The following is a 24,142-nucleotide window of genomic DNA, read 5'->3' as shown; positions in this document are numbered from 1 at the left end:
GAGAAAGGCGCCATGCTAGAATCGCGCGCATTCCACTCTGAAGATGCAAGACGACATGGGAAGACCGGCGGCCTCGTCCAACAGCAGCCGCGCCAAAGTCGACGCTCGGCGTAAGTACGATCCGGAAGAGACCAAGCGCAATATTCTCGAAGTAGCGACGGCCGAGTTCTCCGCAATGGGCCTCGCCGGCGCGCGCGTCGATGCTATCGCCGAGCGCACGAATACGACGAAGCGCATGCTCTATTACTACTTCGGCAGCAAGGAAGGGCTGTACGAAGCGGTGCTCGACAAGGTATACGGCGACATCCGTGCATTGGAGCAAGATTTGCACGTGAGCGAGCTCGAGCCGGTCGAGGGCATGCGCAGGCTCGTCGAATTCACTTTCGATTACCACGACCGGCATCGCGATTTCGTCCGTTTAGTCACGATCGAAAACATTCACGGCGCGAAGTATCTCGAGCAATTGAAGACGTTCCGAAGCCGCAACGCGAGCGCGATCGTCACGATCGAAGACTTGCTCGCACGCGGCATGGCGTCGGGGAAATTCAGAAGCGACGTCGATCCGATCGATCTGCATCTCATGATCAGCTCGCTTTGCTTTCATCGCGTCAGCAATCGATCGACGTTCGGCACGGCGTTCGGGCGAGATCCTTCGCATCCGCGCCTACGCGCGAAGCATCGCGAGATGATCGTCGATGCGATCCTGCGGTTCGTGAAGAAGGAACGCTAGGCTTACGCCGATCGAGCCGCCGAGCGCGCGCTCGCCAATGCCGCGAGATTGCCTTCGCCGAAACCGTGGTGACCGCTGCGCTGCACGACTTCGAAGAAGATTTCGCCGGGCCGATGCTTGACGAAGGTCTGAAAGAAAAGGTGCGGCACGCTATCCGCGCCGATTTCTCCGTCGATCAAAATACCGCGCGAACGCAGCGCGTCGATATCGACGCCATGGCCGGGCAAACGCGCATCGATGGCATCGTAATAGGCGGGCGGCGGCTCGATGAACTCCACGCCGTTGCCGCCGAGCGCATCGACGCACGCGAATATGTCATCGGTCGCGAGCGCGATATGCTGCACGCCTTCGCCCGGATGATCGGGCAGATACGCATGCATCTGTTCCGTGCGCGCCGTCCCTTCCTCGTAGAGCGGAATCCGCACTTCCCCGCAAGGCGACACCATTACACGCGAATCGTTCGAGACGCGTCCGTCCGGATCGACTTCGTGGATTTCGCTGAAATGCAGCAGGTCCCGATAAAACTCGAGCCATTCTTGCATTCGCCCAGCACCGACCGTTTGCGCCATATGATCGACGCGCTGCAAGCCAGTGCCCGGATGGGCGAGGTCCGCATGCGCGGTTGCGATGTCGATCGGCCTGAAGTCGATGTCGAAGATCGAGATGTCGCCTACGCCGCCGCGCAAGCCGCCGCGCCCGCGCCAACGATCGACGAAATAGATGTGCGAATCGCCGATCCCTTGAATCGCCGGAATCTTCAATTCGGACTCACCGGTGCGCTCCCCCTCGAACGGCCAAGCACCGAGCCCGATCGCCCGCTTGAACGCGCGTGACGCGTTCTCGACCCGCATGCCGAGCGCGCAGATGCCCATGCCGTACTCTTGCGCATACCGCGCCGCAAAAGAGTCGGGTTCGGCATTGACGAGAAAATTCATGTCGCCCTGCCGATACAGCTTCACTTCCTTGCTGATGTGCCGAGCAATGGCCTTGAAGCCGAGCTGCTCGAGCCGCCGGCCGAGTTCCGCAGGCTCGCGCGCGGCGAATTCGACGAACTCGAGGCCGGCCAAACCGAGCGGGTTGAACTGATTGAACGGACCGGTAACCGGGGCCGATGCATCGTCAGACGGTGAAACGACAGGGCACATGCAAAACCTCCGAACGGCGTTGCGCCAATTTTAACCAAATCGTTCACCGTGCGGCAGCGCAGGGAAACGCTAGAGGCAATCGACCGGGTCGGGGCAAACCCGAAAACCGTGCGATTATCGAACATATTTGCGCGATAATCGCGCGAAAAGCGCGAAAGCCGCATTGCGTATGGTGTGCCGGCAGCCCTATGCTGCAACGACTCGGCAGCCAATACAGTAGGAGACACCGAATGACCCCGCACCTCGATACCGCTCATACCGCGGATACCACGAGCCACTATCAACCCAAGAGCCAGGCGCATCGAGCCGCGATCGGCAGTGCCGTGGGCGCCGTCGTCGATTGGTACGATTTTCTGCTCTACGGCATCGTCGCCGCCTTGGTATTCAATACCGCATTCTTTCCGAAGGTCAGCCCGACGATGGGCACCCTCGCCGCCTTCGCAACGTTCGGCGTAGGTTTTCTGTTTCGCCCATTGGGCGGCATCGTGTTCGGCCACTATGGCGACCGGCTCGGGCGCAAGCGGATGCTGGTACTGACCGTGATGATGATGGGCCTGTCCACGGTTGCGATCGGGTTCTTGCCGACATTCGCATCGATCGGCTGGTGGGCCCCTGTACTGCTCGTGACGATGCGTGCGATCCAGGGCTTTGCCGTGGGCGGCGAATGGGGTGGCGCGGCGCTGATGGCCGTCGAATCCGCACCGCGCGGCAACAAGGCGTTCTACAGCAGCGGCGTGCAAGTGGGATACGGGATCGGCCTCGTGCTCGCCACCGGCATCGTCTCCTTGTTGAGTCATGCTTTCGGCGATGCGGCATTTCGCGCGTGGGGCTGGCGGTTGCCTTTCGTATTCAGCATCGTCCTCGTCGCGATCGGCCTCTGGGTGCGCGCGAGCATGGATGAGTCGCAAGAGTTCGTCGAAAACGTCGAGCACCAGCATCGCAAGCTGAAGCTTCCCGTCGTCGAAGCACTCACGCGTCATCCGAAGGCGTTTGCGTACATCATCGCGTTGCGGCTCGCCGAGTTGTTCTCGATGTATATCGTCACCGCGTTCGCATTGAGCTATTCGACGACCAACCTCGGCATGTCGCGCGATCTGTTCCTCAACATCGGGCTGCTCGTCGGCGCGGTCAGTTGTGTGACGATCCCCTGTTTCGCCTGGCTCGCCGACCGCTTCGGGCTCAAGCGCATCTACCTCGTCGGCGCGACGATCGGCCTCGTATCCGCGGTGCCGTTCTTCATGGCGCTCGAGGCGCGCGCGACGGTCTGGATCGTGATCTTCGCGGTGCTCCTCGCCAACATCGCGCACGACATGGTCGTCAGCGTGCAACAGCCGCTCTTCACCGAACTGTTCGGCGCAGAGTATCGCTATAGCGGCGCCGGCGTCGGCTACCAATTCGCGAGCGTGGTCGGCGGCGGCTTCACGCCGTTCATCGCGGTGGCGCTCACGAGCCTCGCGGGCGGCTCGTGGCATCTCGTTGCCGGCTATCTGGCAATAGGCTGCTTGCTTTCGCTGATCGTCGGCGCACGAATGAAGCCACAATGACATGACGACGAGGCCACGGCTGGCATGAAGAAGGTTCCGCTCGACAAGCGCGACTGGATTGCGGGGCTCGAGAAGGGCCTCGCGATACTCGAGGCTTTCGACAACGAGCATGCGCGCATGACGCCAACGCAAGCCGCCGCACGAACGGGGCTATCGCGTACCGCCGCGCGCCGCTATCTGTTGACGCTCGAATCGCTCGGCTACGTTTATACGGACGGCCGCCTGTTCGGCCTGACGCCGCGCGTGCTTCGGGTCGGCTGGTCCTACTTCGATTCGGCGCGGTTGCCGCGCACCGTTCAGCCGTACTTGCAGCAGCTCAGCGCATCGATCAACGAATCGGCGTACGTGAGCGTGCTCGACGATTGGGAACTCGTCGTGATTGCTCGAAACGGCGTCTCGCGCGTGATGACCACGGGCTTCGTGCTAGGCGCTCGCGTGCCTGCACCGCTGATTTCACCCGGCGTCGTGCTGCTCGCTTACGACGACGACCAGGACGCCGTCGCAGCGTGGCTCGATAGCGTCGAGTTGCCGCCGTACACGCCGCACACGCTGACGATCAAAGCACGTTTGCAGGAAAAGATCGAACAGGCGCGCGCCGACGGCTACGCGTTGATCGAACAACAATTGCAGGTCGGCGTGCGCGGCATCGCGGTACCGCTCAGGAATCGGCACGGAGAAGTCATCGCCGCGCTCAGCACGAACATGCCCATCGGCAATGAAAGCGCCGATGCCGCGCTCAAGCGCGTATTGCCGCGTTTGCAAGAAACCGCGCTTGCGATGCTGAATGTGCTTTGATCAACCGTTCAAAGAACCGCCCGTCGACGCAACACTACCGCTTGCTCCGTCGGCGCGGCTCACCGGCTCGGCTGCTATGCGCCTCATGGTCCGGATGGTCCTCGAGCAGCTTGCGTACTACTCCGTTAGTCCAACCGAAGCCGTCCTGCAGCGGATACTCGCCGCCGCCTCCGCCACGGGTCGCGTCGACGTCGACATGCAAGGCGTATTTCTCGACGAGCTTGTACTCGCGCTCGTAGAGCGCCGCTACGGTAGCGAGCCAGCGATGGCCGATATCGCGCCCCAACGCGCCTTCGCCGTAGCGAATCAATCCGCGCGTCGCCATCCATTGCAGCGGCGCCCATCCGTTGGATCGATCCCATTGCTGCGGGCTCGCTTGCTCGGTCGTCCTGATCCCGCCCGGCGCCAATAGCCGGGCCTCCAGCGCGCGTGCACTCCGATGCGCCTGCTCGCGCGTTGCAAGCCCCATATATAAAGGCACCGCGAGCGCGGCGCTGAGCTCGTTTCGTTGCGCGCCGAGTTGCCAATCGTAATCGACGAATGCGCCGTCCGTTTCGCTCCACAAATAGCGATCGATAGCGCGGCGCCGCGCGTCGACATGGCCTCGAAACGAATCGGCCGTCGCCGTATCGCCCTGCACGCGCGCAAGCTTCTCGATCTGCACTTCGAGCCCATACAGGAGGCTATTGAGATCGATGGGCAAGATCGACGTCGTACGTATCGTCGATAGATCGTTCGGATCGGCCAGCCAGCGCGAGCTGAAGTCCCAACCCGATTCCGCCCCGGCACGCAGGTCGCGATAGACTTCGCCGGGCGCGCGCGTACTGTGCGCCGCCGCTGCAATGTCTTCGAGATACCCCTCGTCGCGCGGCGTCTCGCGCTCATCCCAGTAGCGATTCAACAGACCGCCGTCGGGCAAACGCACGACGTGCCGCGCCGCATCGCCCGACGCGAGACCCTCCGCGCCTTCCATCCAGTACGCGTGCTCGCGCTTCAACTGCGGCAGATACCGGACCGCCCGCTTCACACCATGGGCTTCGAACAAGTCGACCATCAGCGCAAACACGGGCGGCTGCGAACGGCTCAGGTAATAGGTGCGATTACCGTTCGGGATGTGTCCGTAGTGATCGATCAAGAACGAAAAATTGTCCGCCATGCTGCGCAGCAGATCGTGCCGACCGCTTTGCGCGAGACCGAGCATCGTGAAATACGAGTCCCAGTAGTACATCTCGCTGAAGCGGCCTCCCGGCACGACATAGTCGTAGGGCAGCGGCAGCAGCGAACTGTTTGCCGGATGCTCGGTCGGATGACGGCTCAATACCGGCCATAACCCGTCGATGTGCGCTGCGAGCGTCTGCTGCGGATCGGCCACATAGTGATCGGCCGGCACGGGCTCGTGTGCGAAATGCGCGTTGACGAAGCCCTTCAGATCGAAACCCGGCAGCGCATGATCGGCGCGGTAGCGCCGCATGATCTCCTCGGGTTCTACGAGCGGCACGCAATCCACGAATGACTTGCTGTCCTCGAACACGCGCCCCGTCTGCACAGCGACGAACAGTTCTTGATAGCGATCGGTCGGCGTCAGCACGTCGGCGGACGCGACGTGCCCGACATCCGGTGCGGCGCCGCCGGCCGCCAGCATTTTTTCCGCGGTGATCGTCATTCTCATTGCTCAGCGTAGTTCCACAGCAAACCGCCGTCGACATAGAGCGTCGTGCCGGTGACATAGGCGGCCTCGTCCGACGCAAGAAACAACACGGCATTCGCGACGTCGAGCGGATCGCCTAACCGTTTGAGGGGAATGTTGGCGAGCAGCGCATTGAGCTCAGTCGGATTGTGAAGCAAGCGATCATTGATCGAAGTGCCGACCGCCCCCGGTGCGATGTTGTTGACCGTAATGCCGAGCGGAGCGAGTTCGATCGCGAGATTGCGCATCATCATCTTCATCCCGCCCTTGCTGGCGCAGTAACTGGTGAAATGCGGAAACGGCAGTTCCTCATGGACCGAGCTGATATTGACGATGCGGCCGCCGCGCTGCGTATCGCGCAAATGACTGGCGAATGCTTGCGTGATGAAGAATGCGCCTTTCAGATTGATGTCGAGTACGCGGTCGTAGTCCGCTTCGGTCACATCGAGAAACGCCGCATTGTGTTCAACGCCTGCGTTATTGACGAGCACGTCGATCCGGCCCATCTGTCGGATACCTTGCGCGACCAATTGGCGACTCGCCTCCGTCACGCTGACATCGCCCGCCACGACGCATCCATCGCTGCCCGCCGCGCGCACGGCCGCCAGTGTCTGCTCGGCGCGGCTGTCGTCGTGAAGATCGTTGACGATGATTTTCGCGCCTTCCTGCGCAAGGCGCACGGCGATCGCGCGGCCAATGCCTTGTCCCGCGCCGGTAACGAGCGCGATCTTCCCTTGCATTCTCATTGCTTTCTCCATGCTTTACTCCTTCGCTTCGGACAGCGCAAATACGCAAATACGTTAACGCATCGAAGCAAGCAAGTAGCGGACCCAGCGCGTACCTAGGCGGGCAGACGGCGCGTCTTCATGGATAGCCTTTCGAGGATCACCCTATTCCGTACCGTCGACTATCCACTAGACTGTACCGGTACTGTGCCGTCGTCTGCTCGTAGACTGTCTTCACGCGCAACCACACGACACGTTACCGACACCATGCTGCCTGCTTTGCCTTACGCCGCGCTTTCCGCGGCCATGACCTTCGCGTTGGTGATGTCGATCACGCCGGGGCCGAACAACACGATGCTGCTCGCTTCGGGCGTGAACTTCGGTTTTCGCCGCACGGTGCCGCACATGCTGGGGATTACCTGCGGCTGTATGGTCATGATGGTGGCGATTGCGCTGGGGCTGGGGCAGATATTCACGCGTTTCCCCACGTTATACGCCGTGATGGAGATCGCTAGTGCGGCCTACTTGCTTTATCTCGCGTGGAAAATCGCCGCGTCACGTGCCTTCTCGGTTAGCGCCGCCCATGAGCGACCCATGACGTTTTTTCAAGCCGTCGCATTTCAATGGGTGAACCCGAAGGCGTGGATGATGGCGGTCACCGGCGCAACGGCGTTCCACCTTAGCGACAATCTACTGATCAATGCGCTTTTCTTGACCGTGGCGTTCGCCATCGTCAACCTGCCGAGCATCACGGTGTGGGCTGCTTTTGGCCTTGGGGTAAGGCGATTTTTATCGGGTCCGGCGATGCTGCGGGCTTTCAATTGGAGCATGGCGGCGTTGCTGGTCGCGTCGGTGGTGCCGATGATTTGGCATCGGGGGGTATAGGGGCGGTGCCCGAGATCGTTCATGCGTCCATCTTCTTTTTGATCTCGTCGATGAAGCGCATCGCCCAGGGCGATGCATCGATTACCTTGGCTGGATCGATCTTGGCCAGCAACTTGAATGAATGCTCTCCTTTCCCGTAGGCCGACTTGGTCTTGCAGCGCTTCGTCGCCTGCTGCAAGGTGTTATAGACCGTGACCTTGGCAGTGTCTTCAACCCGATTTGCAGCCGCAGGCAATGCGTTCGCGCTGAACCCTTGTCCGAAGAAGGACTTCAGGGTCGCCGAATCCGCAAGAAACCACGTCTCCATCACCTGCACCATTAAATGGCAGTCGGTTTCATTTGAGCCGGCTGGTTTGTTCCAGTTGTCGCGCTGAAGCAAGTGTCCCCACGGCAGCCACTGGTCCGCGTCGCCCGTTTGATGTTGTTCCGCTACCGCAGCCTCGCTATCCACGAGCAGCAACGCTTCTTCTCCCTGCGCGACGGCCGTGCGGAACGAGTCATAGGCATCTTGACGACTGCCACATGCCACCACACGCGGGCGATTTCTAATGCCCGCTTTCGTCAAGAAGGTCGTGAAGCCTTCTCGGCACGCCGTCTTCAGTACGGTAGCGTCTCCCCCGCCTTCGACATAGAGCTTTACCACCGCGTCCCCCCGATCTCGCCACGAGTCCAGAGCTGCCCCAAACGATACTTTGCCAGCCAGGGCTTGAGCTTTTCCCCATCCAGCCGTTGGAGCGTGGTGCCCTGCTCCGAGCGCCCGGCGACTAGAACGGCCTCGGGCGTATCGGTCAGCGCATCCACCAAGACGTCAGAGTGCGTGGTGACGATCAACTGTGTGCGCTCGGACGCTTCCTTGAGGAGCCCAGCTAACGCGGGAAGGACATCGGGGTGCAAACCGAGTTCAGGCTCCTCGATACATACCAACGGCCCCGGGCTGGGGTGACACAGAACAGCGAGCAAGCAGAGGTAGCGGAGCGTACCGTCCGACAGGCGTGTAGCAGGGATAGTGTATCGGCCTTCGTGAAAGAATACCTGCACCGTCCCTCCTTCGATCTGCACGTCGAAGTCATCGATGCCCTCGTACAACGCCTGCAGCGCTTCCAGCAAGCGCTTCTTGACTGCGGGCTCGCGGCGAAGACGATTGAGCACCAATCCCAGGTTGCTCGCATCCGGCTCCAAACGTTCGTTGGGAAGATCTGCCTTCTGGGGCAATCTCGGAACGGTGTAGCGGCCAAAGCTCCACTCTCGGTACAACCGCATCTTGCCGAAGGTCGTTCCTAGGTAGGTCAACTCCGGGTATTGGTCAGGGTCCTTGCGCTGCGCAAGGATCGATGACACCGGGTCGATGTCCTCATGTTGCAAGCGACGCTCCTTGCCCTTCACGTTGAGGACGCCGTGCCCATGCTCGAACTTGTAGTACAGGTAGGGCTTCGGATGCCCGCGATCAGGAGTCTCGTTCTCTACTCGCTCGTCCACAATCTCGAAGCGTTGTCCGACTTCCGTGAAACTCAGGACGTAGCGAAGAGGAACAGGACCTTTTGGGTTGTCTATCACCGCATCGATCTTGGCGATTGGTGGCTTAGCGGCCCCTTTCCAAAGCCAGTCCCGGACGCCGCCACCATCTCGCACGGGTGTCAGCAGATCCTTCGGGGTGGCGCGCAGGAGTTCGAGCGACTCAATGAGGTTGGACTTACCCGAGCCATTCGCACCGATGATTACGTTCAATGCACGAAGTTCGATCGGAATTGCCGCCGGCCCATAGCTCAGGAAGCTGGTCAGCGTGATGCTCTTGATCATATTGGTGTTCCTTCACGTTGCCGCAGGTGCCCCAAGGACTACCGCGACCTGCCAAAGTGCCGTCGTTGCCGCCAAGATCGCCACGGCCGTGCTCCACAGCGACTGGGCCCTCATCTCGATCCGCATGCGAGCATCGGCCAACGAGCGATTGTATATCCCCGCTCGCAAGTCGTATCGCTGTGATGGAACCAGATGCCGCTTGCCTCTCATTCTGCAAAAGTGGTCAACGTGAACCAGGTGCCCCGACATCCCATATAGCGTCGCATGGCGGCTCGCATCAATCGGGCATTCCCTGCTGCACCATCGCCGCGGGAGCATAAGGCGAGGGCACTTCGCGCGCGGCGTTCTGTGTCATGTGGCTGCTCAACCGGCAGATCTACCGCTTTGGGGAACTGCGGAAGGCCATTCCCGGCATCACTCAGCATATGTTGACGGCGCAGCTCCGCGAGCTCGGGGCGGATGGCCTCGTGTCACGCACTGTCTTCCCGGAAGTCCCTCCTCGTGTTGAATACGAGATCACGCAGAAGGCGCGCGGGCTTGGACCAACGATGGAGGCGCTGACAGCTTGGTGGAGTGAGTATGGAAAAAGCGTCCCGGCAAAACCGAGGTCGCGCGGGCGGCGGCGAGTCTAAGGCTCGGGGCTATGTTGCCGTGTCCTTCGTCCGAATCACGAATCGGTATGTTTGTCGGCATTCACGGACGGCTGTGCCGATCCCGGATTGGGTCCCCACTCTCGCCGCCAACTAGCCCCTGGCTGCTGCATATCGGTCGATGAGAGATCTACGTTGCCCATGCTAGCGAGTACTTGCGCGCTTTCTGCTCCAATGGCCTGACCGAAATACGCCATTGCGCGGTCAAGGTAGGTCACTCGATCGACGTATTGATCGTCGTCAACTTCAGGCGTTGTCGGCTGCAAAGAGTGCTTCCCAGCCCACGAAAGGACCGAGCGGAATGACTTCCCACTCAATGAGCCCAACCTTGGCCAGCGGAAACTCGCGCAGTGCCTGCCTGGCGGCTTCCACCGAATCGCACTCGGCAATGATGGCGACGCCAGGGCGATCTTGCCGAAAATAAATATCGCGAACGATGCCGCTCTTGTAGAGCGCCCAGCCGTAACGCACTTCGTCCCGCAGATGAGGCTGATAACTTTTCGCGCTCGCGCCGGGCAATGGAATGTCAAGGCATAGCAGTTTCACGATCAAGCTCCCGTGTAGAAATACGGCAATCAGATCAAGCGGTAGCCTTGAATCGGCTTGCTATTTCAGCCACGCGCTGGCCGAGATGAGCGGCGGTCTGCAAATCGCTGGCGATCGGTGAGAGGTCGGGAGATACATCGTCGGACTGAGCCATGGCTCCGAGCCAGCCGCCGATGCGGTTCGGCTCGTCCGCCGCGCGCCCGGCGAACAGGTCGAGCCCGACCCAAATCATGCCGTGTTGGGCGGCGAACAGCGCCATGGTGACCAGCGAATTGAGCTTGTCGCCGTGCTGAGCGCCAGAGTTGGTAAAGCCCGCAGCGACCTTATTGCGCCAGGTTTGCGGCAACCACGCAGAACGCGTCGAGTCCTCCATGAATTTCTTCAGACGTGCGCTGATCGTGCCGTTGTACGTTGGCGAACCAAAGATGATTGCGTCGCTGGCGCTCAGCGTGTCCCACGGAATCTCACCGTCGGTCACGGCGATCAGTTGCACCTCGGCGCCCTGCACGCGACGAACGCCTTCCGCGACAGCACGCGCTTGTTTTTCAGTGTGGCCATAGCCACTGTCGTAGATGATGGTTGCCAACATGGGATTTCATCCTTTGCGATGGGTTGTCGATGCACGGCATTTTGCGCGGCACCGGCGCCTGCCAGAAGTCGTGAGCAGGTTGAACCGCTCTCAACCTAAGGTTGATAATGACGCCTCCTCGCAAGCGCATGCGGATCGTCCGCGTGCCGGCGCGCTAAAAGAGGGAGAACGGCTTGGATTCATCGCAACGCGTCCGCGCAATTCTTTCGTTCGTCCAGGCCGCGGACGCAGGGAGTTTCGCAGCGGCGGGCCGCATGATCGGCATTAGTTCAGCGGCAGTGAGTAAGAACGTCGCCAGCCTCGAGAAAGCACTGGGCGTACGACTCATGAACCGTACGACGAGGACACTGAAGCTCACGGAGGAAGGCATCGCATTTCTCCGGCAGGCCCGTATCGCCCTCGAAGCACTCGATGCGGCAATCGACACGGTCTCGGCACAACGTGCCCTACCCAGCGGACGTGTTCGCATCTCGACGAGCTGGGCGTTCGGACGAGAACAATTGATGCCCGTGCTGCCTGAACTGTTGTCGCGCTATCCGGCATTGTCCGTCGACGTGGATTTCGATGACCGTATCGTCGATCTCGTGCGCGACGGCTACGATATCGCAATCAGAGGCGGCAACATTCCGGATTCCGCTTTAGTATCGCGTCCGATCTTTCGTTTGAACCTGGCATTGGTCGCATCGCCCGAATATCTGGCTCGCCACGGTGTGCCGCAAGCTGCGCATGAGTTGCGGGAGCACAGGCTCATTGCACGACGCTTTTTGAATGGCCAGGTTTCGCCATGGAGCTGTAAGGCGGAAGACGGCAGCCTCATCGCATTCGATCCAGCGGAAACCGCGGTGCTGACATTGTCGGCACCCGAAGCGGTCGTAAGAGCGGCATGCGATGGCGTGGGCATCGCCCAAGTCGGCGTCCATCTCGCCTGGGATCATCTTCGCTCCGGTGCGCTGAAAGTCGTACTCCATCGCGATCACCAGCCTGGAAGCTACGAGATGGTCCTGCAATATCCGCACAGAGCATTGCTGGCGCCACGCGTGAGCGTAACGTTGGACTACCTGCAGGAAACATTCGCGGAAGACAAAAGGTTGCACGTGCCCCGCGACGCATGGGGCGCTTACGCAGCGTGAGGTGACCTCGTCTCGACGACACTCCCAATCCTTTCGAAAAGCAACTCACTCGTCGATGCGATTTTTCGTTTCGCTGCCGTCGCCCTATTTTCGCTCGCCGGCAAGGCACTCGACATTCGACATCGACAACATACTCAATTCACTCGGCCATCTACCCGGTCGTTGTGTTTTGGGGCCGCCGATAAATTCGGAGGCTATGGTTCGCCGAATGTTTCACCAGAAAATTCGGCGAAGGTCATCAATGAAAGGACGGAAAACATGCCAGACAAAGTCGGCAGTTCATCTGGTGCATCAACTTATTATTCTCAAGCAAACGACTCCACGACGGTTCGGTCCGAGCCCGAATCACGACGAAGCAGGCGCTCGTCCAACGCTGCACTCAGCGCAATTCAGTCGCGGCATGCGGCAGACAGCGACTTCGGCTCCGTCGCCACCGACTGGCGGCATGCATCTTCGGAGCATTGGGACAATCCCTTCTACAACCCGTCAATGCACTCGGCATGGGTTCGCCATACGGAGAAGGGAAGCGACGCGTCGTTCGTCACTGCGAATACGTCGTTCTCGAACGATAGCCGATCGAATGCAGGATCCAATCAATCGAGCAGTTCAATCGACACATTGTCTGAGTCGGGCGATCACCGATCGTCGCACATTCAGATGTCGTCGCACTCCTCGTGGTCATCGGATCGTGGATCTCATCTCCCGCTCTCGTCCCACCCCAGCGATGTCAGTGAGAATCTTTCCGAGGCAGGTGACCGCCCATCGTCACACATTCAGATGTCCTCGCACTCCTCGTGGTCGTCGGATCGTGGCTCTCACCTCCCACTTTCGTCGAGCTCCAACGTTGTGTCTTCCGGGGCCAGCAGCGAACGTCGCAAACTTCGCTCAATAGCGTCCGGCAACCCGAGCAGTCTGAACGACTCGGAGATTGCGGCGATCGCTGCGGCACGCGATACGGGCCGCTTCGGCCGGCGTGGAGCAGCGCCATCCGAGATGACCGGTCGTAGCAGTTCAGCGGAACGAGCGGACATAGCCCGAAGACTGGCTGCCGTACGCGAGGGCCTCGACGTCGACATACCCGCCAGTGCCGTCAGCAGTCCCGTTCGCCGTCGCGACGAAGAGTGGTTGACAGCCTCGGATCTTTATCTGAACACCGCCCCCTCATCGGCGCCGCCGCCATCGCGCCGGCCGCCGCTTCCACCGAAGCCGTAAGCGGCACGCCAGGAAGCGCTCGCCACCCGGCCGCGCGCCGGAGAAAACCTGCTTGATCGAGAAGCCCGGCCTTTGCAGGCCGGCTGCTTCTCATCGCCCTTTCGTCTTTAGGGAACCAAGATGTATCTCAGGAAAATAACGAGCATTTCGATCCCGATCGGCCTGCCGGGATCGAAGTCGAATGCATCGAATGCGCCTCAACCCCGCCGAAATGAAGAGAATCATTTCGCGACATTGAACTGGATCAACGACAGAAGAAGAAACGCTAACGAGCGCAGAAATGAGGCCATCAAAAGGATCGACGAAGCGCAACCGGACGCGAACCTCAAGTTGGACCAACTGGGGCTGACAGAGCTGCCAGGGTTCGTGCTGGAACCGGCTACCGGAGCGAAGGGCATGTCGCTATCGGGCAACAACCTGCCGGCCATTCCACCCACGCTGCTGAGCTTCGACAAACTGGAGAAGCTCGACCTATCGCGCAACGAGATCGGGACGCTGCCGCCAGAGCTAAGACAACTGACTCAGCTACGGTCGCTCGATGCATCACATAACGGGCTTGCAGAGATCTCGCCCGAAATTGGCAATCTTCGCAAACTCAAGTCGCTCAATCTCGGACACAACGCACTCAAAGTCCTGCCCGCCGCGACCGGCAACCTTAGCAAACTAAAGCAACTGACCCTCAGCGGAAACATGCTGTCGGACCTTCCTGAGCAAATCCTGGGCTGCACCAGCCTGGAAACGCTCGATCTCTCGCGCAATCACTTTGCGTTGTTGCCGAACGAAGTCGGTGCGCTGGTCAAGCTTCGCAAGCTCAACCTCGCCAACAATCAGTTGGCCGACTACCAGGCGGGCGAAATCCGCGAGCGGGCCATTCCCGAGCCGATCGGAGAATTGAAGTATCTCGAGGAACTCGATGTGTCGGGCAACCCGCTGACGTCGCTGCCGAGCAGCTTCGGTGCGTTCGAGTACGCATCGAAACGTCGGCTGACCATCAGGCAATTGGGAAAAGGAACGCTGCTTTCCCGTGGCCCGACGATCCATATCGGCAATACGCCGCTGCCCATGGCATTGGCAGGTCGCCTGACTGCTTTGAGAGGTGCGGATGCACCACCGCCACCGCGATACGAACCGCTCTACTTCAAAGAAGCCAGGGCATTGCAAGAAGCAGACGACGACGGCCCGTCACCCGAGTTCACGCAGCCCCCCATCGCAACGATGGCACCGGTCATGCCTGAATTGTTTGCGGCACAGACGGCGCTGGGTACGACCCACCTCGGCCCGCTGAATGAACTGCTGCGACGCCTGGCGGGCGGCGCGCAACCCGTGGCTTCCACACAAGCGTCACAAGAACAATCGGGTACCGCCATGCCTTCGAACGGCGGCGCACCTACGCAGCAGCACGCCGGAATCGTGCCGCCGCGGCGCGCCGTTCACTTTGCGGAAGTCGAGAGCGTCGACAGCGAGTCTTCCAGCGAACCGCCCACGTTCGCCCCGGCTCATGCCTCTCCACCTCTGTCCGCTGTTCCCGCGAGCAACCCACGAACGGGCCAGCCCGAAGGCGTGCCTTCGTTCACACCGCCGCCGGCGGCGCCCTCGAATATGCCGCCGAGTTCTTCGAATCCTCTCGGTGGATTTGCGCCGCAAACATCGGCGGCCACGCAAGCCCCGCTTCTCGCGGAGTTGTTTCAGCGGCTGACTACGCTCTCTTATGGAGCGCAACCGCCATACGCGCCATACATTCATTCGGCGCCGGTTGCCCCCGCGAATCATCGCAGGACGTTGTTCGATTACTCGACGCCGGCGTACAACGACGCGGAGCACCAGTTCGAACTCGACATGCATGGCATAGAGGAGGTCCAGCAGAACTTACTTGCGGGACTGGCCGAGGAGCACCGGGAGCGGATCTACTTGCAAGGCCCGCGATTGGAACAGTACGTGGAGGAAGCAAAGCTCAAGGCCCAGGCCAATCGACGAGACCCAGCCCACCCAAGAGATCTGCTCGCAAGAGATTTGTGGAGTCTCGGAATCATGATGTTCCGCCAGCACGTCATCTGCAATCTGGCAGAGCGAGTCGCAGTGGTCAATAAAGAGAAGAAAACGCAGGACCCGAGCAGAACCGATCTCATAGAAGATCCGTTGTCGATCGCACTCGTCTACCAAACGCTCGTTTGCAAGCCCTCGGAGCTGCAAATCCTCGGGCTCCACGATTTGCGCAATCAGTTGGATGGAAACGAAGACTTCAAGAGGATGTTCAAGTCCGTGGCCGCCCCGGAGCGGTATGACGTAGTCAGAACGCAGATCAAGGACGAGGTGCGGCAGGCGGAAACGCGGGAAGGCGGCCGCCATCTGGCCGAGTTCGTCAGGCGGCAGCCCTTCTGGCAGCAGTTTCTGCAGGAGCAGAAAACGGGAGCCAGGGCAGCCTGGCGTTATGCGCATGGGTTCTGAACATGCATGCGGAAGGCTTTCGCGCCTTCCGGCATGCACGTCATCCAATTGAAGAGCTTCCTATGGGAAACAATAAGTTATCTTTGCTACTCTGCGGTGCCGACGCAGTCAATTGCATTCCGCAAGCTCAGGGATCGCGCGAGCGCAGTGCGCAAAGTCACCAGGTGGCCGAGGTCGGTGCATCCCGGCCGCGAAGGCGCGATGGTGCGCTGGCTGCATTGACGCCACGCGAGCGTACGGTGTTCAAACAGAGCCTCGACGGCTGGGCGCAGTGCGGACGCGACACGGAACAGCGCAAGGAGGCGGTCGAGCGTCTCGAGACCGCGGAGCTGACGGATCGAGCCGAGGTCGATCTATCGAAACTCGGTTTGCGACGATTGCCCGAGCAAATTGGGGAGCTCAGGCGAACCACGACATTGCACGCTCAGGAGAACGACCTGCAGCGTCTGCCGAAAGAACTCGGTACATGGCATCGGCTGCGAAGGCTTGATCTGAGAGACAACCAACTGAGTGAACTACCGAAATCTATCGGCAAGATGTCGTCGTTGACCCATCTCTATCTGGATCGCAACAGGTTGAGTCGGTTCCCCGATGAAATGGATTGCCTGAGCAATCTCAAAGTCCTTTCCGCGGGATTCAATAGACTTTCGCAGGTCCCGGCGTCAATGCACAAGCTATCGCAACTGCGCGATATCAATCTCAACAACAATCAGTTGTGCAATCTTCCTGATAAGTGGGATTCACTCTTTGCCCGCCTACGGAAACTCGATCTGAATGACAACAATTTACTAGCGTTGCCCGCCACATTCGGCTCTCTGGAATTTGGCCTGCCTGTGAAGAAACTCACTCTGCATCTCAAGAAAAACGGAAACATGGTGAGTTTGCCGAAAGACTTCGAGGGATTCCAATATGAGAGCCGATACAACGACCATTTCCTCAAGAATGCCGCCGGCAATATTGTGGTTGACACCGAGGGGACGCAAATCCGCCAAGGTTTGGTGCAGGAGGGCCGCTTGCTGCCCGGGCGTGGCATCGATGTCGGCGATCGGCCATTGCGTACGCAGGAACGCCCCCCCGTCCGGGGGCAGTTCGATCCCGACTGCGATTCGATCTATTCGGTGCTCGACTACTTCAGGGAACACGCCGAACCCGGACAGGTTCTCGGCATGGAACGTGTCGGTCAGCAGCAACCTGTGCCGGGGCCCGGCGCGTACGGAGCGCAACCGGATTGGACGAAAGAGAGAACAGGGGCTTGGCTCGATGAACGGGGTGCAGCTTATGGCAATCGGTATGGTGCCGCGCCCGCTCACGTGCCACCAACGCAACCGCAGCAGTACGCGGCCAATTGGAATACCTTCTCTTCGATGGCTATGGGGGCCCCGTTAAGCGCCGCGCAAGCGGCGCCGATGCTCGATTCGTATGCGCCGCCAGCGCTTGCACCCCAGGTCGCCCCAAACGTAGTGGGGGCGTTATTGACTCAATTGTTGAGCTTGCCGCAGGCTGAAATGGCCGAGAAAGTTTCGCTGCTGGCAAGCGTGCCCACGCCCGTGCTGATGGCCGAGCTTGCCCGCTTGCAAAACGCGGAGCATTCAAGCGGCGCATCGGGCATCGGCGCGCCGCTGAACGATGCACCGACGCCACACTTCATGCCGGTGCCAACTCCGCAGCAGCCGCCGCTCGGCAGCTTCGGCGTGCCGCAATCCAGCCCTCATGCCTCGGGGCAGCCGGAGCCCTCGACATCGGCAGTCGGCGCGCGCCACTGGCCGAGCCCGCCGCCGTGGACCACTTCGGGATCCACGGCAAGAAGCGCTGAGGCAGCCGATACCCATTCATGGGCGCCACCCGCATGGGTATCGGCGAAGCCGCCGGAGCAACCCGCTCCGGAACCTGAAACACAGGCAACCAGCAGTTACGCCTGGTCGAGCCCGCCGCGGAGTGCATCGGGCGCGACGTCAGAAGCGCAGAACGACTGGGTCAAGGCGTTTGAAAATGCATTTTCGATGTTCAGGGAAGACTAGCCGATCGAGTGGGCTTTCGCTCGTCAGCGATGCGTTGCGCCCTGCGATCGCGGCTGTGCACCAAGGTGCTCACGCTCGGCGTAACGCAGCAAGAATGCCAAGTTCGAAGTGAAGGAAAAAATCTTTATGTTCAGCAAAATCAGTAGCTCATCCGAAATTCAATCCACGTATACGGCTAACGATGCCGGAGTGACGGAACAGTCCTCATCCGGCTCCCCGCGAAGCCGACGCGGAACCAACAGCGCACTCAGTCACTTGTCGCGGCGCAGCGTTGATTCCCGCCCACACGCGCAGAGTGAATCGTCGTATTCCAGTGCGAATGCCTCGGATGTCAATTCCACCTACTCGCAGTCTCAGCCAACCTCGAACGTTCTGTCCCGAACAAGCAGCCACGAGTCGTTCTTTTCCGTGACCTCGTCATTTTCCAGCGAGGTAGGCTCTCAGGAGCATGATCGAGACGCCGGAGTCGTCGAGATACTCTCTCAGGCGAACGGTAATCGGCACGCCAATTCCAGCCTTGTCTCCTCCCGAACGAGCAGCGAGCATCACAGTCGCAGCAGCGATTGGATCGACTACAACTTTAGCGTAGGTCAAAGTCCAAACCTATCCAGGTCGAGCAGCGGCCACTTGAGCGTGTCGAATCAATCCCGCGGCAATCCGCCATCGGAAGCGAGTTCGTTCGACGAGAACAACAGTTTCCATCTGTCCGAGCATGGGAGCGTGATGGAAGGGCTTGCGTCAAGGCGTCTCGCCTACTCCAGCGATTCGTCTCGCAGGCTCACGTCATATGAGGGGTCGAGCGTGGCCAGCGACACCATGACCATCACACGCAGCTACCGCGGCAGCCTCACGCCATCGGGACAGTTCGCGCTGCAGGTTGCGCGTATTCGAGGGCGGCTCGCTGCGCCCAGCATTCGAGCGGAAAGCCGCGCATCCACGCCCACCGACGTGAGCAGCTTGCATCTGACCGATCGCGAGGACATCCTCAACGCGCTCGACACGGGGCGGTTGGGCCGCGGTAGCGTCTATACGGAAAGTCGGGCCTCGACGCCTACCGACAGCAGCTTTCATTTGTCCGAGCGCCATGATCTCGCCGGCGCGCTTGCATCACGGCGTCTCGCCTACTCGAGCGATTCGTCCCGCAGGCTCACTTCATACGATGGATCGAGCCGGTTCAGCGGAGCCTCCATCGAGGTGCTAGCCGGCGCGGGTGCAAGCGGTAGGCGCTCGAGGCTCAGCAACGTAGCGACGGCAGACGGCACTTCGGACGTCAGGCCAGCGCGGGCCGCAAGGATTTCGCCCGATGAGTTCTGGGGAGGAGTCCTGGACGATTCGCGGTACGGCGCCGGGTAATCCATCCATAGCCGACGGCGCAGGACACAGCGTGCGGAATCAGATGCCGAGCGCAAGCTTCCGGGCCGCTGCCGTTTATTCGACAGACTCATTCGTATCGTTTCCGGAATCGCACTTTCGCTTTTTGCGTCATCGCAATCTTGGAAGTCGGTAGAGTCGCAGCGTCGTGCCGGAGTGCCTGGCAGGGGTCGCCTCGAAGGAAGATGTTTGCGATTGCCTCGAAGCGCCTCAGCCAAGTCTATTTGTATCTGCGGGCGAGTCAATGAGCCTTTCGAAAGTCGCCAACACCCCATCGAGCACGGCTTCCGGCACATTGTCGTTACCGCCCCAGGGGCAGAAACGGTCGTCATCGTCAAGCAGTCCCCGCGCATCGGCCGGCGGCCCGCTCGATGCGCTTGCGTCCATTCGCGCAGGCACGGCGGGCGGCATCCCGAGCGAGCGCTCCGCTCCGCGACGCGGTGTCCTGCCGGGCAGTGTCATCTCTCCGGGCAACGGTACCGGCACGCAACCGTCGCCGAGCTCGCATAACCCGCGCAGATCTCTGCTGCGCAGCGACGCTGTATCCGATGAAGCGCGACACACATGGCCCGCCGAGCCCCGGCCGGCCGTATCGCAGCGGGCCTTTGGCAGCGCGCGCCTGCTCCCCGCCGCAGGTCGGGCGATGCCCGCGCCGGGAAACATCCCCGCCTACGATCTACGTGGGCAAAACGACACGGCATTGTCGGGCTTTCGGGCACGCGATACGCGCGGCCGAGGCGTAGGTTCTTTTCAAGGCACCGATACACGCTCGAATGCAACGGTGATCGCGCAGTACAACGCCGGCAAGCGTTCATCGCTCGACGTGCTGAAGGTCACGGCATCGCTCCTAAGTCAGCCGGGAAGCTTCGAGACGACGATGAACCTATTCCGGACGGTGCAGAAAGCCGGCATACGTCCGAGCCTTATCGCATACAACGCGGCAATTTCCGCGTGCGTCAAGGCCGGGCGCGCCGACGAGGCACTCGGCCTGCTCGAAGAACTCAACGCGTTGGCCACTCAAGATCCGTCGATGCGCATGGATCTCGCCACGTACAACGCCGCGATTTCCGCGTGCGGAAACGCCGGCCGGCCGGACCAAGCGTTAGCGCTGCTTGCAGATCTGAAAGCGCAGATGCGGACGGATGCGTCGATGCGCCCGAACGTCATCACTTACAACGCGGCGATTTCCGCATGCGCAAAGGCGGGTCGCGCGGACGAGGCGCTCGGGCTCATGGGCGAACTCAAGGCACTCGCCATACGGCCTTCCGTGATGACCTACACCGCGGCGATTTCGGCGTGCGCGAAAGCGGGCCGCGGGACCGAAGCCGCGAAGCTGCTCGCGGAACTGCAAGGGCTGGCCGAGCATGATGCGTCGATGCATCCGAACGTCGTGACTTATACCGCGGCGATTTCGGCGTGGGAAGCACAAGGCGAGGCCGACGAGGCGCTCAAACTTTTCGGCGAATTGAAAACCTTGGCTCGACAGAATCAAGCGATGCATCCAAACGTCCTCACCTACACCGCCGCGGTTTCGGCGTGCGGGAGAGCGGGCCGGGCGAACGAGGCGCTGGCCCTACTCCAAGAACTGAAAGTACTGGCGCGGCGCGATCGATCGATGCAACCGGACATCATCGTCTACAACGCGGCGATCTTGGCATGTGCAAAGGCGAATCGGCTGAGCGAAGCGCTCGGGCTTCTAGAGGAAGCCCGAGCGCTTGCGGCGAACGATACGCCGGCGAGTCATGAAGCCATCGCCTACAGCGTGACGATCTCGGCGTGCACGAACGCGAAGCGCGCCGAGGAAGCGCATCGCCTCGTTGGACAGGCCATTCAGGACGGCGTGTTTCGGGCGAGCGCAGGCTACGACGCGGCGACGAACACGCTGGACTTCCACGCGGACCGCGTCTTCCTGAATCCGCCGCCGTCGGTCCGGCCCAAGGGGATCGCCGCAACGCTGGCCGTGGCGCTGCTCAATTATCACAAGGCCATGGGACATTCGGATGGGCGGACGAAATATATCGTCGGTCAACACGGCGGCAACGCAGTGAAGAACGCTGTGCTGGCGGCACTGAATGGCGAAAAGCCTGACCTGTACGCCGTATCGCCGAACAATCCGGGCATGCTGGTTCCGGCGCAGCCGGCCCCATGAGGGAGGTACGCTTTGCGCGAGCATTTCTGTATGCTCTTCTCTTGCCTGACACCCCACAGAGAATTCTCATGCATGCCCGCTTGAACGCAGCGCTGACCGCCCTGCTCGCCGCCGCCCTGTTCGGCGCGACTACCCCTCTAGCCAAACTTTTACTGGGTACGCTGTCCCCTTTCATGTTGGCGGGGCTCTTCTATCTGGGAAGCGGCGTCGGCCTGGGGCTGACGATACTCGCGCGGCGCGCCGTCCGTACGGAGCAGGCACAGCACCACGAAAGCAAGATTCAAAAGACTGAAATTCCGTGGCTCGCCGGTGCGATCATCGCCGGCGGCGTCGCCGGGCCCGCGCTGCTGATGTTGGGACTGACCAGCACGCCGGCCGCGACCGGTTCGTTGCTGCTCAATCTCGAAGGGGTATTCACCGCGATCATCGCGTGGGTGGTATTTCGCGAGAACGTTGACCGGCAAATCTTTCTCGGCATGGTTGCAATCGTCGCCGGCGGAGTCTTGCTGTCGTGGAAAAGCGGCGCTGCTACCGGTCTTCCTATCGGTGCGTTACTGGTTGCCGGCGCCTGCGTGTGCTGGGCGATCGACAACAATCTGACGCGCAAGGTATCGACGAACGACGCTATGGTGATCGCCTGCCTGAAGGGCCTCGTCGCGGGGCCCGTCAATCTCGTCATCGCACACTTGCTCGGGGCATCCGCGCCCGGCGTAGGCCAAGCGGCTGCGGCAATGGCAACCGGATTCGCCGGCTACGGCGTAAGCCTCGTGCTGTTCATTGTCGCGCTGCGCAATCTGGGCACCGCGCGCACGGGCGCTTATTTCTCCGTGGCTCCGCTGTTCGGCGTGGCGCTATCGCTTGCACTGTGGCCCGCCATGCCGTCGCCGCTATTCTGGTGCGCGGCTGCACTAATGGCGATCGGCGTATGGCTGCATCTGCGCGAACGGCACGAACACGCCCACACGCACGAGCCATTGCAGCACACCCATAGACATCGCCACGATCAACATCATCAGCACGAGCATGATTTCGAATGGGACGGGGCGGAGCCGCATACGCATCCGCACCGTCACGCGGCCATCGCGCATACGCATGCTCACTACCCGGACATTCACCATCGTCACTCGCACTAGCGGCAACGATACGAGGACGGACAACCTCGTTACAGGTGCGGATGCGCAAGCAGATAGTGCAGCAAAGCCGAAGCCGCGATAGCCGCCAGGCAGACGAGAGAGAGTGTCTTGAGAAGTGTCATGTAGCTAAATACCTTTCCTATGCATAGGTTCGTCTTTCGATGCGGCAATGCATTCGATTTCTGTCGTCTGCATGCCTATCGTCTAGGTCAAGCGCCGTTCGGAAGGACCTGCGCGATCGCATCCGCTACCGGCCCGACGTTGCGCTCGTTCAAGCCGGCTACGCACATGCGGCCCGAACGCAGGATATACACGCCGTATTGTTCGCGCAGACGATCGACTTGCTCGGCGTCGAGCCCCGTATAGGTGAACATGCCGCGTTGCTTGACGTAGCGCGAAAGGGCTTCGCCGCCGATGTGTCGGCTCAAGCGATCGTGAATCGCCACGCGCATATCGGCGATCCGCCGGCACATCGCGGACAACTCATCGCGCCACATCTGACTCAACGCCGGCGTCGTCAAAACCTTGGTGACGATCTTTGCACCGTGAGTCGGCGGATTGCTGTAGTTCGAACGCACGGCGCTAGTGAGTTGGCCGAGTACGCGATCGGCTTCGTCCACGCTTTCGCAAAGCACGCTGAGCCCGCCGCAACGTTCGCCATAGAGCGAGAAATTCTTCGAGAATGAGTTTGCAACCAGCATGGGTATCCCGCGGCGCGCGAGTTCGCGTACGGCGAATGCGTCGTCTTCGAGACTGGTGCCGAATCCTTGATAAGCGATGTCGACGAACGGCAGCAGTTCGCGCTTTTGCAATACCGCGATCAACTGTTCCCATTGCGCGTTGGTCAAATCGACGCCAGTCGGATTGTGGCAACACGCATGCAGTACCACGATGCTGCGCTTTTCCAATGTATCGATCGCGGCCAGCATGGCATCGAACTTCAGGCCGCCGGTTGCATCGTCATAGTACGGATACGTGTTCACCGCGAACCCGGCGCGCTCGAAAATAAAACGATGGTTTTCCCAAGTAGGATCGCTGACCCAAACTTGCGCCTGCGGGAAATAACGCTTCAGAAAATCGGCGCCGATCTTCAGCGCGCCCGAGCCGCCGAGCGTCTGCACCGTCGCGATACGCCGTTCGGTACGCGCGGCGCATTGCTGCCCGAATACGAGCGACTGCACGGCATCGCGATAGGGGGCCAAGCCCGCCATCGGCAAGTACGGCTTGGGCCCCAGGTCGGACAGCATGGCCCCTTCGGCCTCGCGTACTGCCTGCATGACAGGCAAACGGCCGTCGTCGTCGAAATAGATGCCGATACTCAGGTTGATCTTGTCCTCGCGCGGGTCCTTCTGAAAATTCTCGTTCAGGGACAGGATAGGATCGCCGGGGTAGGCGTCAACGTGTTCGAACATGATCGATGTCGCTTGATTGAAAGAGGATGGATAGTACGCCAGTTGGAAAGCGCCCATTTCCGGGCGCCCTTCCGCATGCGCCGGGTGCGTGCACAGTGTAGGGTCGAGCCCGGGAAATAAAATTTCATAAGCGGTACGGGGAAACACTGATTTCGAGGCAGAAATTGCGCCGCAGCCGG

19 protein-coding genes are annotated in these 24,142 nt (G+C 60.7%); 11 read left to right on the top strand and 8 right to left on the bottom strand.

Going from position 1 to position 24,142, the window contains the following annotated elements; genetic code table 11:
* Positions 1 to 55: 55 nt before the first annotated feature.
* Positions 56 to 730, top strand: a complete 675-nt coding sequence (locus J3485_RS20005; RefSeq protein ID WP_242538866.1) for a TetR/AcrR family transcriptional regulator — start codon at positions 56 to 58, stop codon at positions 728 to 730.
* A gap of 2 nt (positions 731 to 732) precedes the next feature.
* On the opposite strand, the gene J3485_RS20000 is transcribed toward J3485_RS20005, so the two are convergent.
* Positions 733 to 1,875, bottom strand: coding sequence for a 4-hydroxyphenylpyruvate dioxygenase family protein (locus tag J3485_RS20000; RefSeq protein WP_206956075.1), 1,143 nt, complete (start codon positions 1,873 to 1,875; stop codon positions 733 to 735).
* A gap of 230 nt (positions 1,876 to 2,105) precedes the next feature.
* Here J3485_RS20000 and shiA point away from each other — a divergent pair, with 230 nt between their 5' ends.
* Entirely contained in the window at positions 2,106 to 3,419 is a 1,314-nt protein-coding gene (shiA, locus tag J3485_RS19995) for a shikimate transporter (protein ID WP_206956074.1), read from the top strand.
* 24 nt (positions 3,420 to 3,443) lie between these two features.
* Positions 3,444 to 4,214, top strand: coding sequence for an IclR family transcriptional regulator domain-containing protein (locus J3485_RS19990; protein ID WP_206956073.1), 771 nt, complete (start codon positions 3,444 to 3,446; stop codon positions 4,212 to 4,214).
* 34 nt (positions 4,215 to 4,248) lie between these two features.
* Here J3485_RS19990 and treF read toward each other — a convergent pair whose 3' ends face one another.
* Positions 4,249 to 5,877: an alpha,alpha-trehalase TreF gene (gene treF / locus J3485_RS19985; protein ID WP_242538865.1), complete on the bottom strand. Its 1,629-nt coding sequence runs from the start codon at positions 5,875 to 5,877 to the stop codon at positions 4,249 to 4,251.
* Positions 5,878 to 5,879: 2 nt separating this feature from the next.
* Complete coding sequence (locus tag J3485_RS19980) at positions 5,880 to 6,659, bottom strand: SDR family NAD(P)-dependent oxidoreductase (RefSeq protein ID WP_242538864.1); 780 nt, start codon at positions 6,657 to 6,659, stop codon at positions 5,880 to 5,882.
* Between the two features lie 237 nt (positions 6,660 to 6,896).
* On the opposite strand from J3485_RS19980, the gene J3485_RS19975 reads away from it, so the two are divergent.
* Positions 6,897 to 7,511: a LysE family translocator gene (locus tag J3485_RS19975; RefSeq protein WP_374192479.1), complete on the top strand. Its 615-nt coding sequence runs from the start codon at positions 6,897 to 6,899 to the stop codon at positions 7,509 to 7,511.
* Between the two features lie 19 nt (positions 7,512 to 7,530).
* Here the strand turns inward: J3485_RS19975 and J3485_RS19970 are convergent, their stop codons facing one another.
* On the bottom strand, positions 7,531 to 8,154 hold the full coding sequence (locus tag J3485_RS19970) for a DUF4276 family protein (protein ID WP_206956071.1): 624 nt from the start codon (positions 8,152 to 8,154) through the stop codon (positions 7,531 to 7,533).
* Positions 8,148 to 9,308 (bottom strand): AAA family ATPase, encoded by a 1,161-nt coding sequence (locus J3485_RS19965; RefSeq protein WP_206956070.1) that lies wholly within the window; start codon positions 9,306 to 9,308, stop codon positions 8,148 to 8,150. Before J3485_RS19965 ends, J3485_RS19970 begins: the two co-directional genes overlap by 7 nt.
* Positions 9,309 to 9,661: 353 nt before the next feature.
* Between J3485_RS19965 and J3485_RS19960 the strand changes: the two genes are divergently transcribed.
* Positions 9,662 to 9,940, top strand: a complete 279-nt coding sequence (locus J3485_RS19960; protein ID WP_242538863.1) for a winged helix-turn-helix transcriptional regulator — start codon at positions 9,662 to 9,664, stop codon at positions 9,938 to 9,940.
* A gap of 264 nt (positions 9,941 to 10,204) precedes the next feature.
* Here J3485_RS19960 and J3485_RS19955 read toward each other — a convergent pair whose 3' ends face one another.
* Complete coding sequence (locus J3485_RS19955; RefSeq protein ID WP_206958212.1) at positions 10,205 to 10,504, bottom strand: superoxide dismutase; 300 nt, start codon at positions 10,502 to 10,504, stop codon at positions 10,205 to 10,207.
* 34 nt (positions 10,505 to 10,538) lie between these two features.
* A complete protein-coding gene (locus tag J3485_RS19950; RefSeq protein ID WP_206956069.1) occupies positions 10,539 to 11,093 on the bottom strand; it encodes a flavodoxin family protein in 555 nt (184 codons plus the stop codon).
* 173 nt (positions 11,094 to 11,266) lie between these two features.
* Between J3485_RS19950 and J3485_RS19945 the strand changes: the two genes are divergently transcribed.
* From J3485_RS19945 to J3485_RS19920, 6 genes are all read left to right on the top strand, one after another.
* Positions 11,267 to 12,223: a LysR family transcriptional regulator gene (locus J3485_RS19945; protein WP_206956068.1), complete on the top strand. Its 957-nt coding sequence runs from the start codon at positions 11,267 to 11,269 to the stop codon at positions 12,221 to 12,223.
* Positions 12,224 to 13,555: 1,332 nt separating this feature from the next.
* Positions 13,556 to 15,880, top strand: a complete 2,325-nt coding sequence (locus J3485_RS19940) for a leucine-rich repeat domain-containing protein (protein ID WP_206956067.1) — start codon at positions 13,556 to 13,558, stop codon at positions 15,878 to 15,880.
* A gap of 62 nt (positions 15,881 to 15,942) precedes the next feature.
* A complete protein-coding gene (locus J3485_RS19935; RefSeq protein ID WP_206956066.1) occupies positions 15,943 to 17,898 on the top strand; it encodes a leucine-rich repeat domain-containing protein in 1,956 nt (651 codons plus the stop codon).
* Positions 17,899 to 18,531: 633 nt separating this feature from the next.
* Positions 18,532 to 19,251: a hypothetical protein gene (locus tag J3485_RS19930; RefSeq protein ID WP_206956065.1), complete on the top strand. Its 720-nt coding sequence runs from the start codon at positions 18,532 to 18,534 to the stop codon at positions 19,249 to 19,251.
* Between the two features lie 661 nt (positions 19,252 to 19,912).
* Positions 19,913 to 21,418, top strand: coding sequence for a pentatricopeptide repeat-containing protein (locus J3485_RS19925; protein ID WP_206956064.1), 1,506 nt, complete (start codon positions 19,913 to 19,915; stop codon positions 21,416 to 21,418).
* A 68-nt stretch (positions 21,419 to 21,486) separates the two neighbouring features.
* Entirely contained in the window at positions 21,487 to 22,551 is a 1,065-nt protein-coding gene (locus J3485_RS19920; protein ID WP_206956063.1) for a DMT family transporter, read from the top strand.
* A 209-nt stretch (positions 22,552 to 22,760) separates the two neighbouring features.
* Here J3485_RS19920 and J3485_RS19915 read toward each other — a convergent pair whose 3' ends face one another.
* A complete protein-coding gene (locus J3485_RS19915; protein WP_206956062.1) occupies positions 22,761 to 23,963 on the bottom strand; it encodes an amino acid aminotransferase in 1,203 nt (400 codons plus the stop codon).
* Positions 23,964 to 24,142 lie beyond the last annotated feature (179 nt).

The organism is Trinickia acidisoli (genome assembly GCF_017315725.1).
In the GTDB taxonomy this organism is placed as follows: Bacteria; Pseudomonadota; Gammaproteobacteria; order Burkholderiales; family Burkholderiaceae; genus Trinickia; species Trinickia acidisoli.
This window is presented reverse-complemented; position numbering and strand designations above follow the sequence as displayed.

Coding starts and splice junctions, on each gene's coding strand:
- J3485_RS19950 (WP_206956069.1), bottom strand. CDS start 11,093: ATGTTGGCAACCATCATCTACGACAGTGGCTATGGCCACACTGAAAAA.
- J3485_RS19935 (WP_206956066.1), top strand. CDS start 15,943: ATGGGAAACAATAAGTTATCTTTGCTACTCTGCGGTGCCGACGCAGTC.
- J3485_RS19940 (WP_206956067.1), top strand. CDS start 13,556: ATGTATCTCAGGAAAATAACGAGCATTTCGATCCCGATCGGCCTGCCG.
- J3485_RS19980 (WP_242538864.1), bottom strand. CDS start 6,659: ATGGAGAAAGCAATGAGAATGCAAGGGAAGATCGCGCTCGTTACCGGC.
- J3485_RS19920 (WP_206956063.1), top strand. CDS start 21,487: ATGCATGCCCGCTTGAACGCAGCGCTGACCGCCCTGCTCGCCGCCGCC.
- shiA (WP_206956074.1), top strand. CDS start 2,106: ATGACCCCGCACCTCGATACCGCTCATACCGCGGATACCACGAGCCAC.
- J3485_RS19915 (WP_206956062.1), bottom strand. CDS start 23,963: ATGTTCGAACACGTTGACGCCTACCCCGGCGATCCTATCCTGTCCCTG.
- J3485_RS19925 (WP_206956064.1), top strand. CDS start 19,913: ATGCCCGCGCCGGGAAACATCCCCGCCTACGATCTACGTGGGCAAAAC.
- J3485_RS20005 (WP_242538866.1), top strand. CDS start 56: ATGGGAAGACCGGCGGCCTCGTCCAACAGCAGCCGCGCCAAAGTCGAC.
- J3485_RS19990 (WP_206956073.1), top strand. CDS start 3,444: ATGAAGAAGGTTCCGCTCGACAAGCGCGACTGGATTGCGGGGCTCGAG.
- J3485_RS20000 (WP_206956075.1), bottom strand. CDS start 1,875: ATGTGCCCTGTCGTTTCACCGTCTGACGATGCATCGGCCCCGGTTACC.
- J3485_RS19965 (WP_206956070.1), bottom strand. CDS start 9,308: ATGATCAAGAGCATCACGCTGACCAGCTTCCTGAGCTATGGGCCGGCG.
- J3485_RS19960 (WP_242538863.1), top strand. CDS start 9,662: ATGTGGCTGCTCAACCGGCAGATCTACCGCTTTGGGGAACTGCGGAAG.
- treF (WP_242538865.1), bottom strand. CDS start 5,877: ATGACGATCACCGCGGAAAAAATGCTGGCGGCCGGCGGCGCCGCACCG.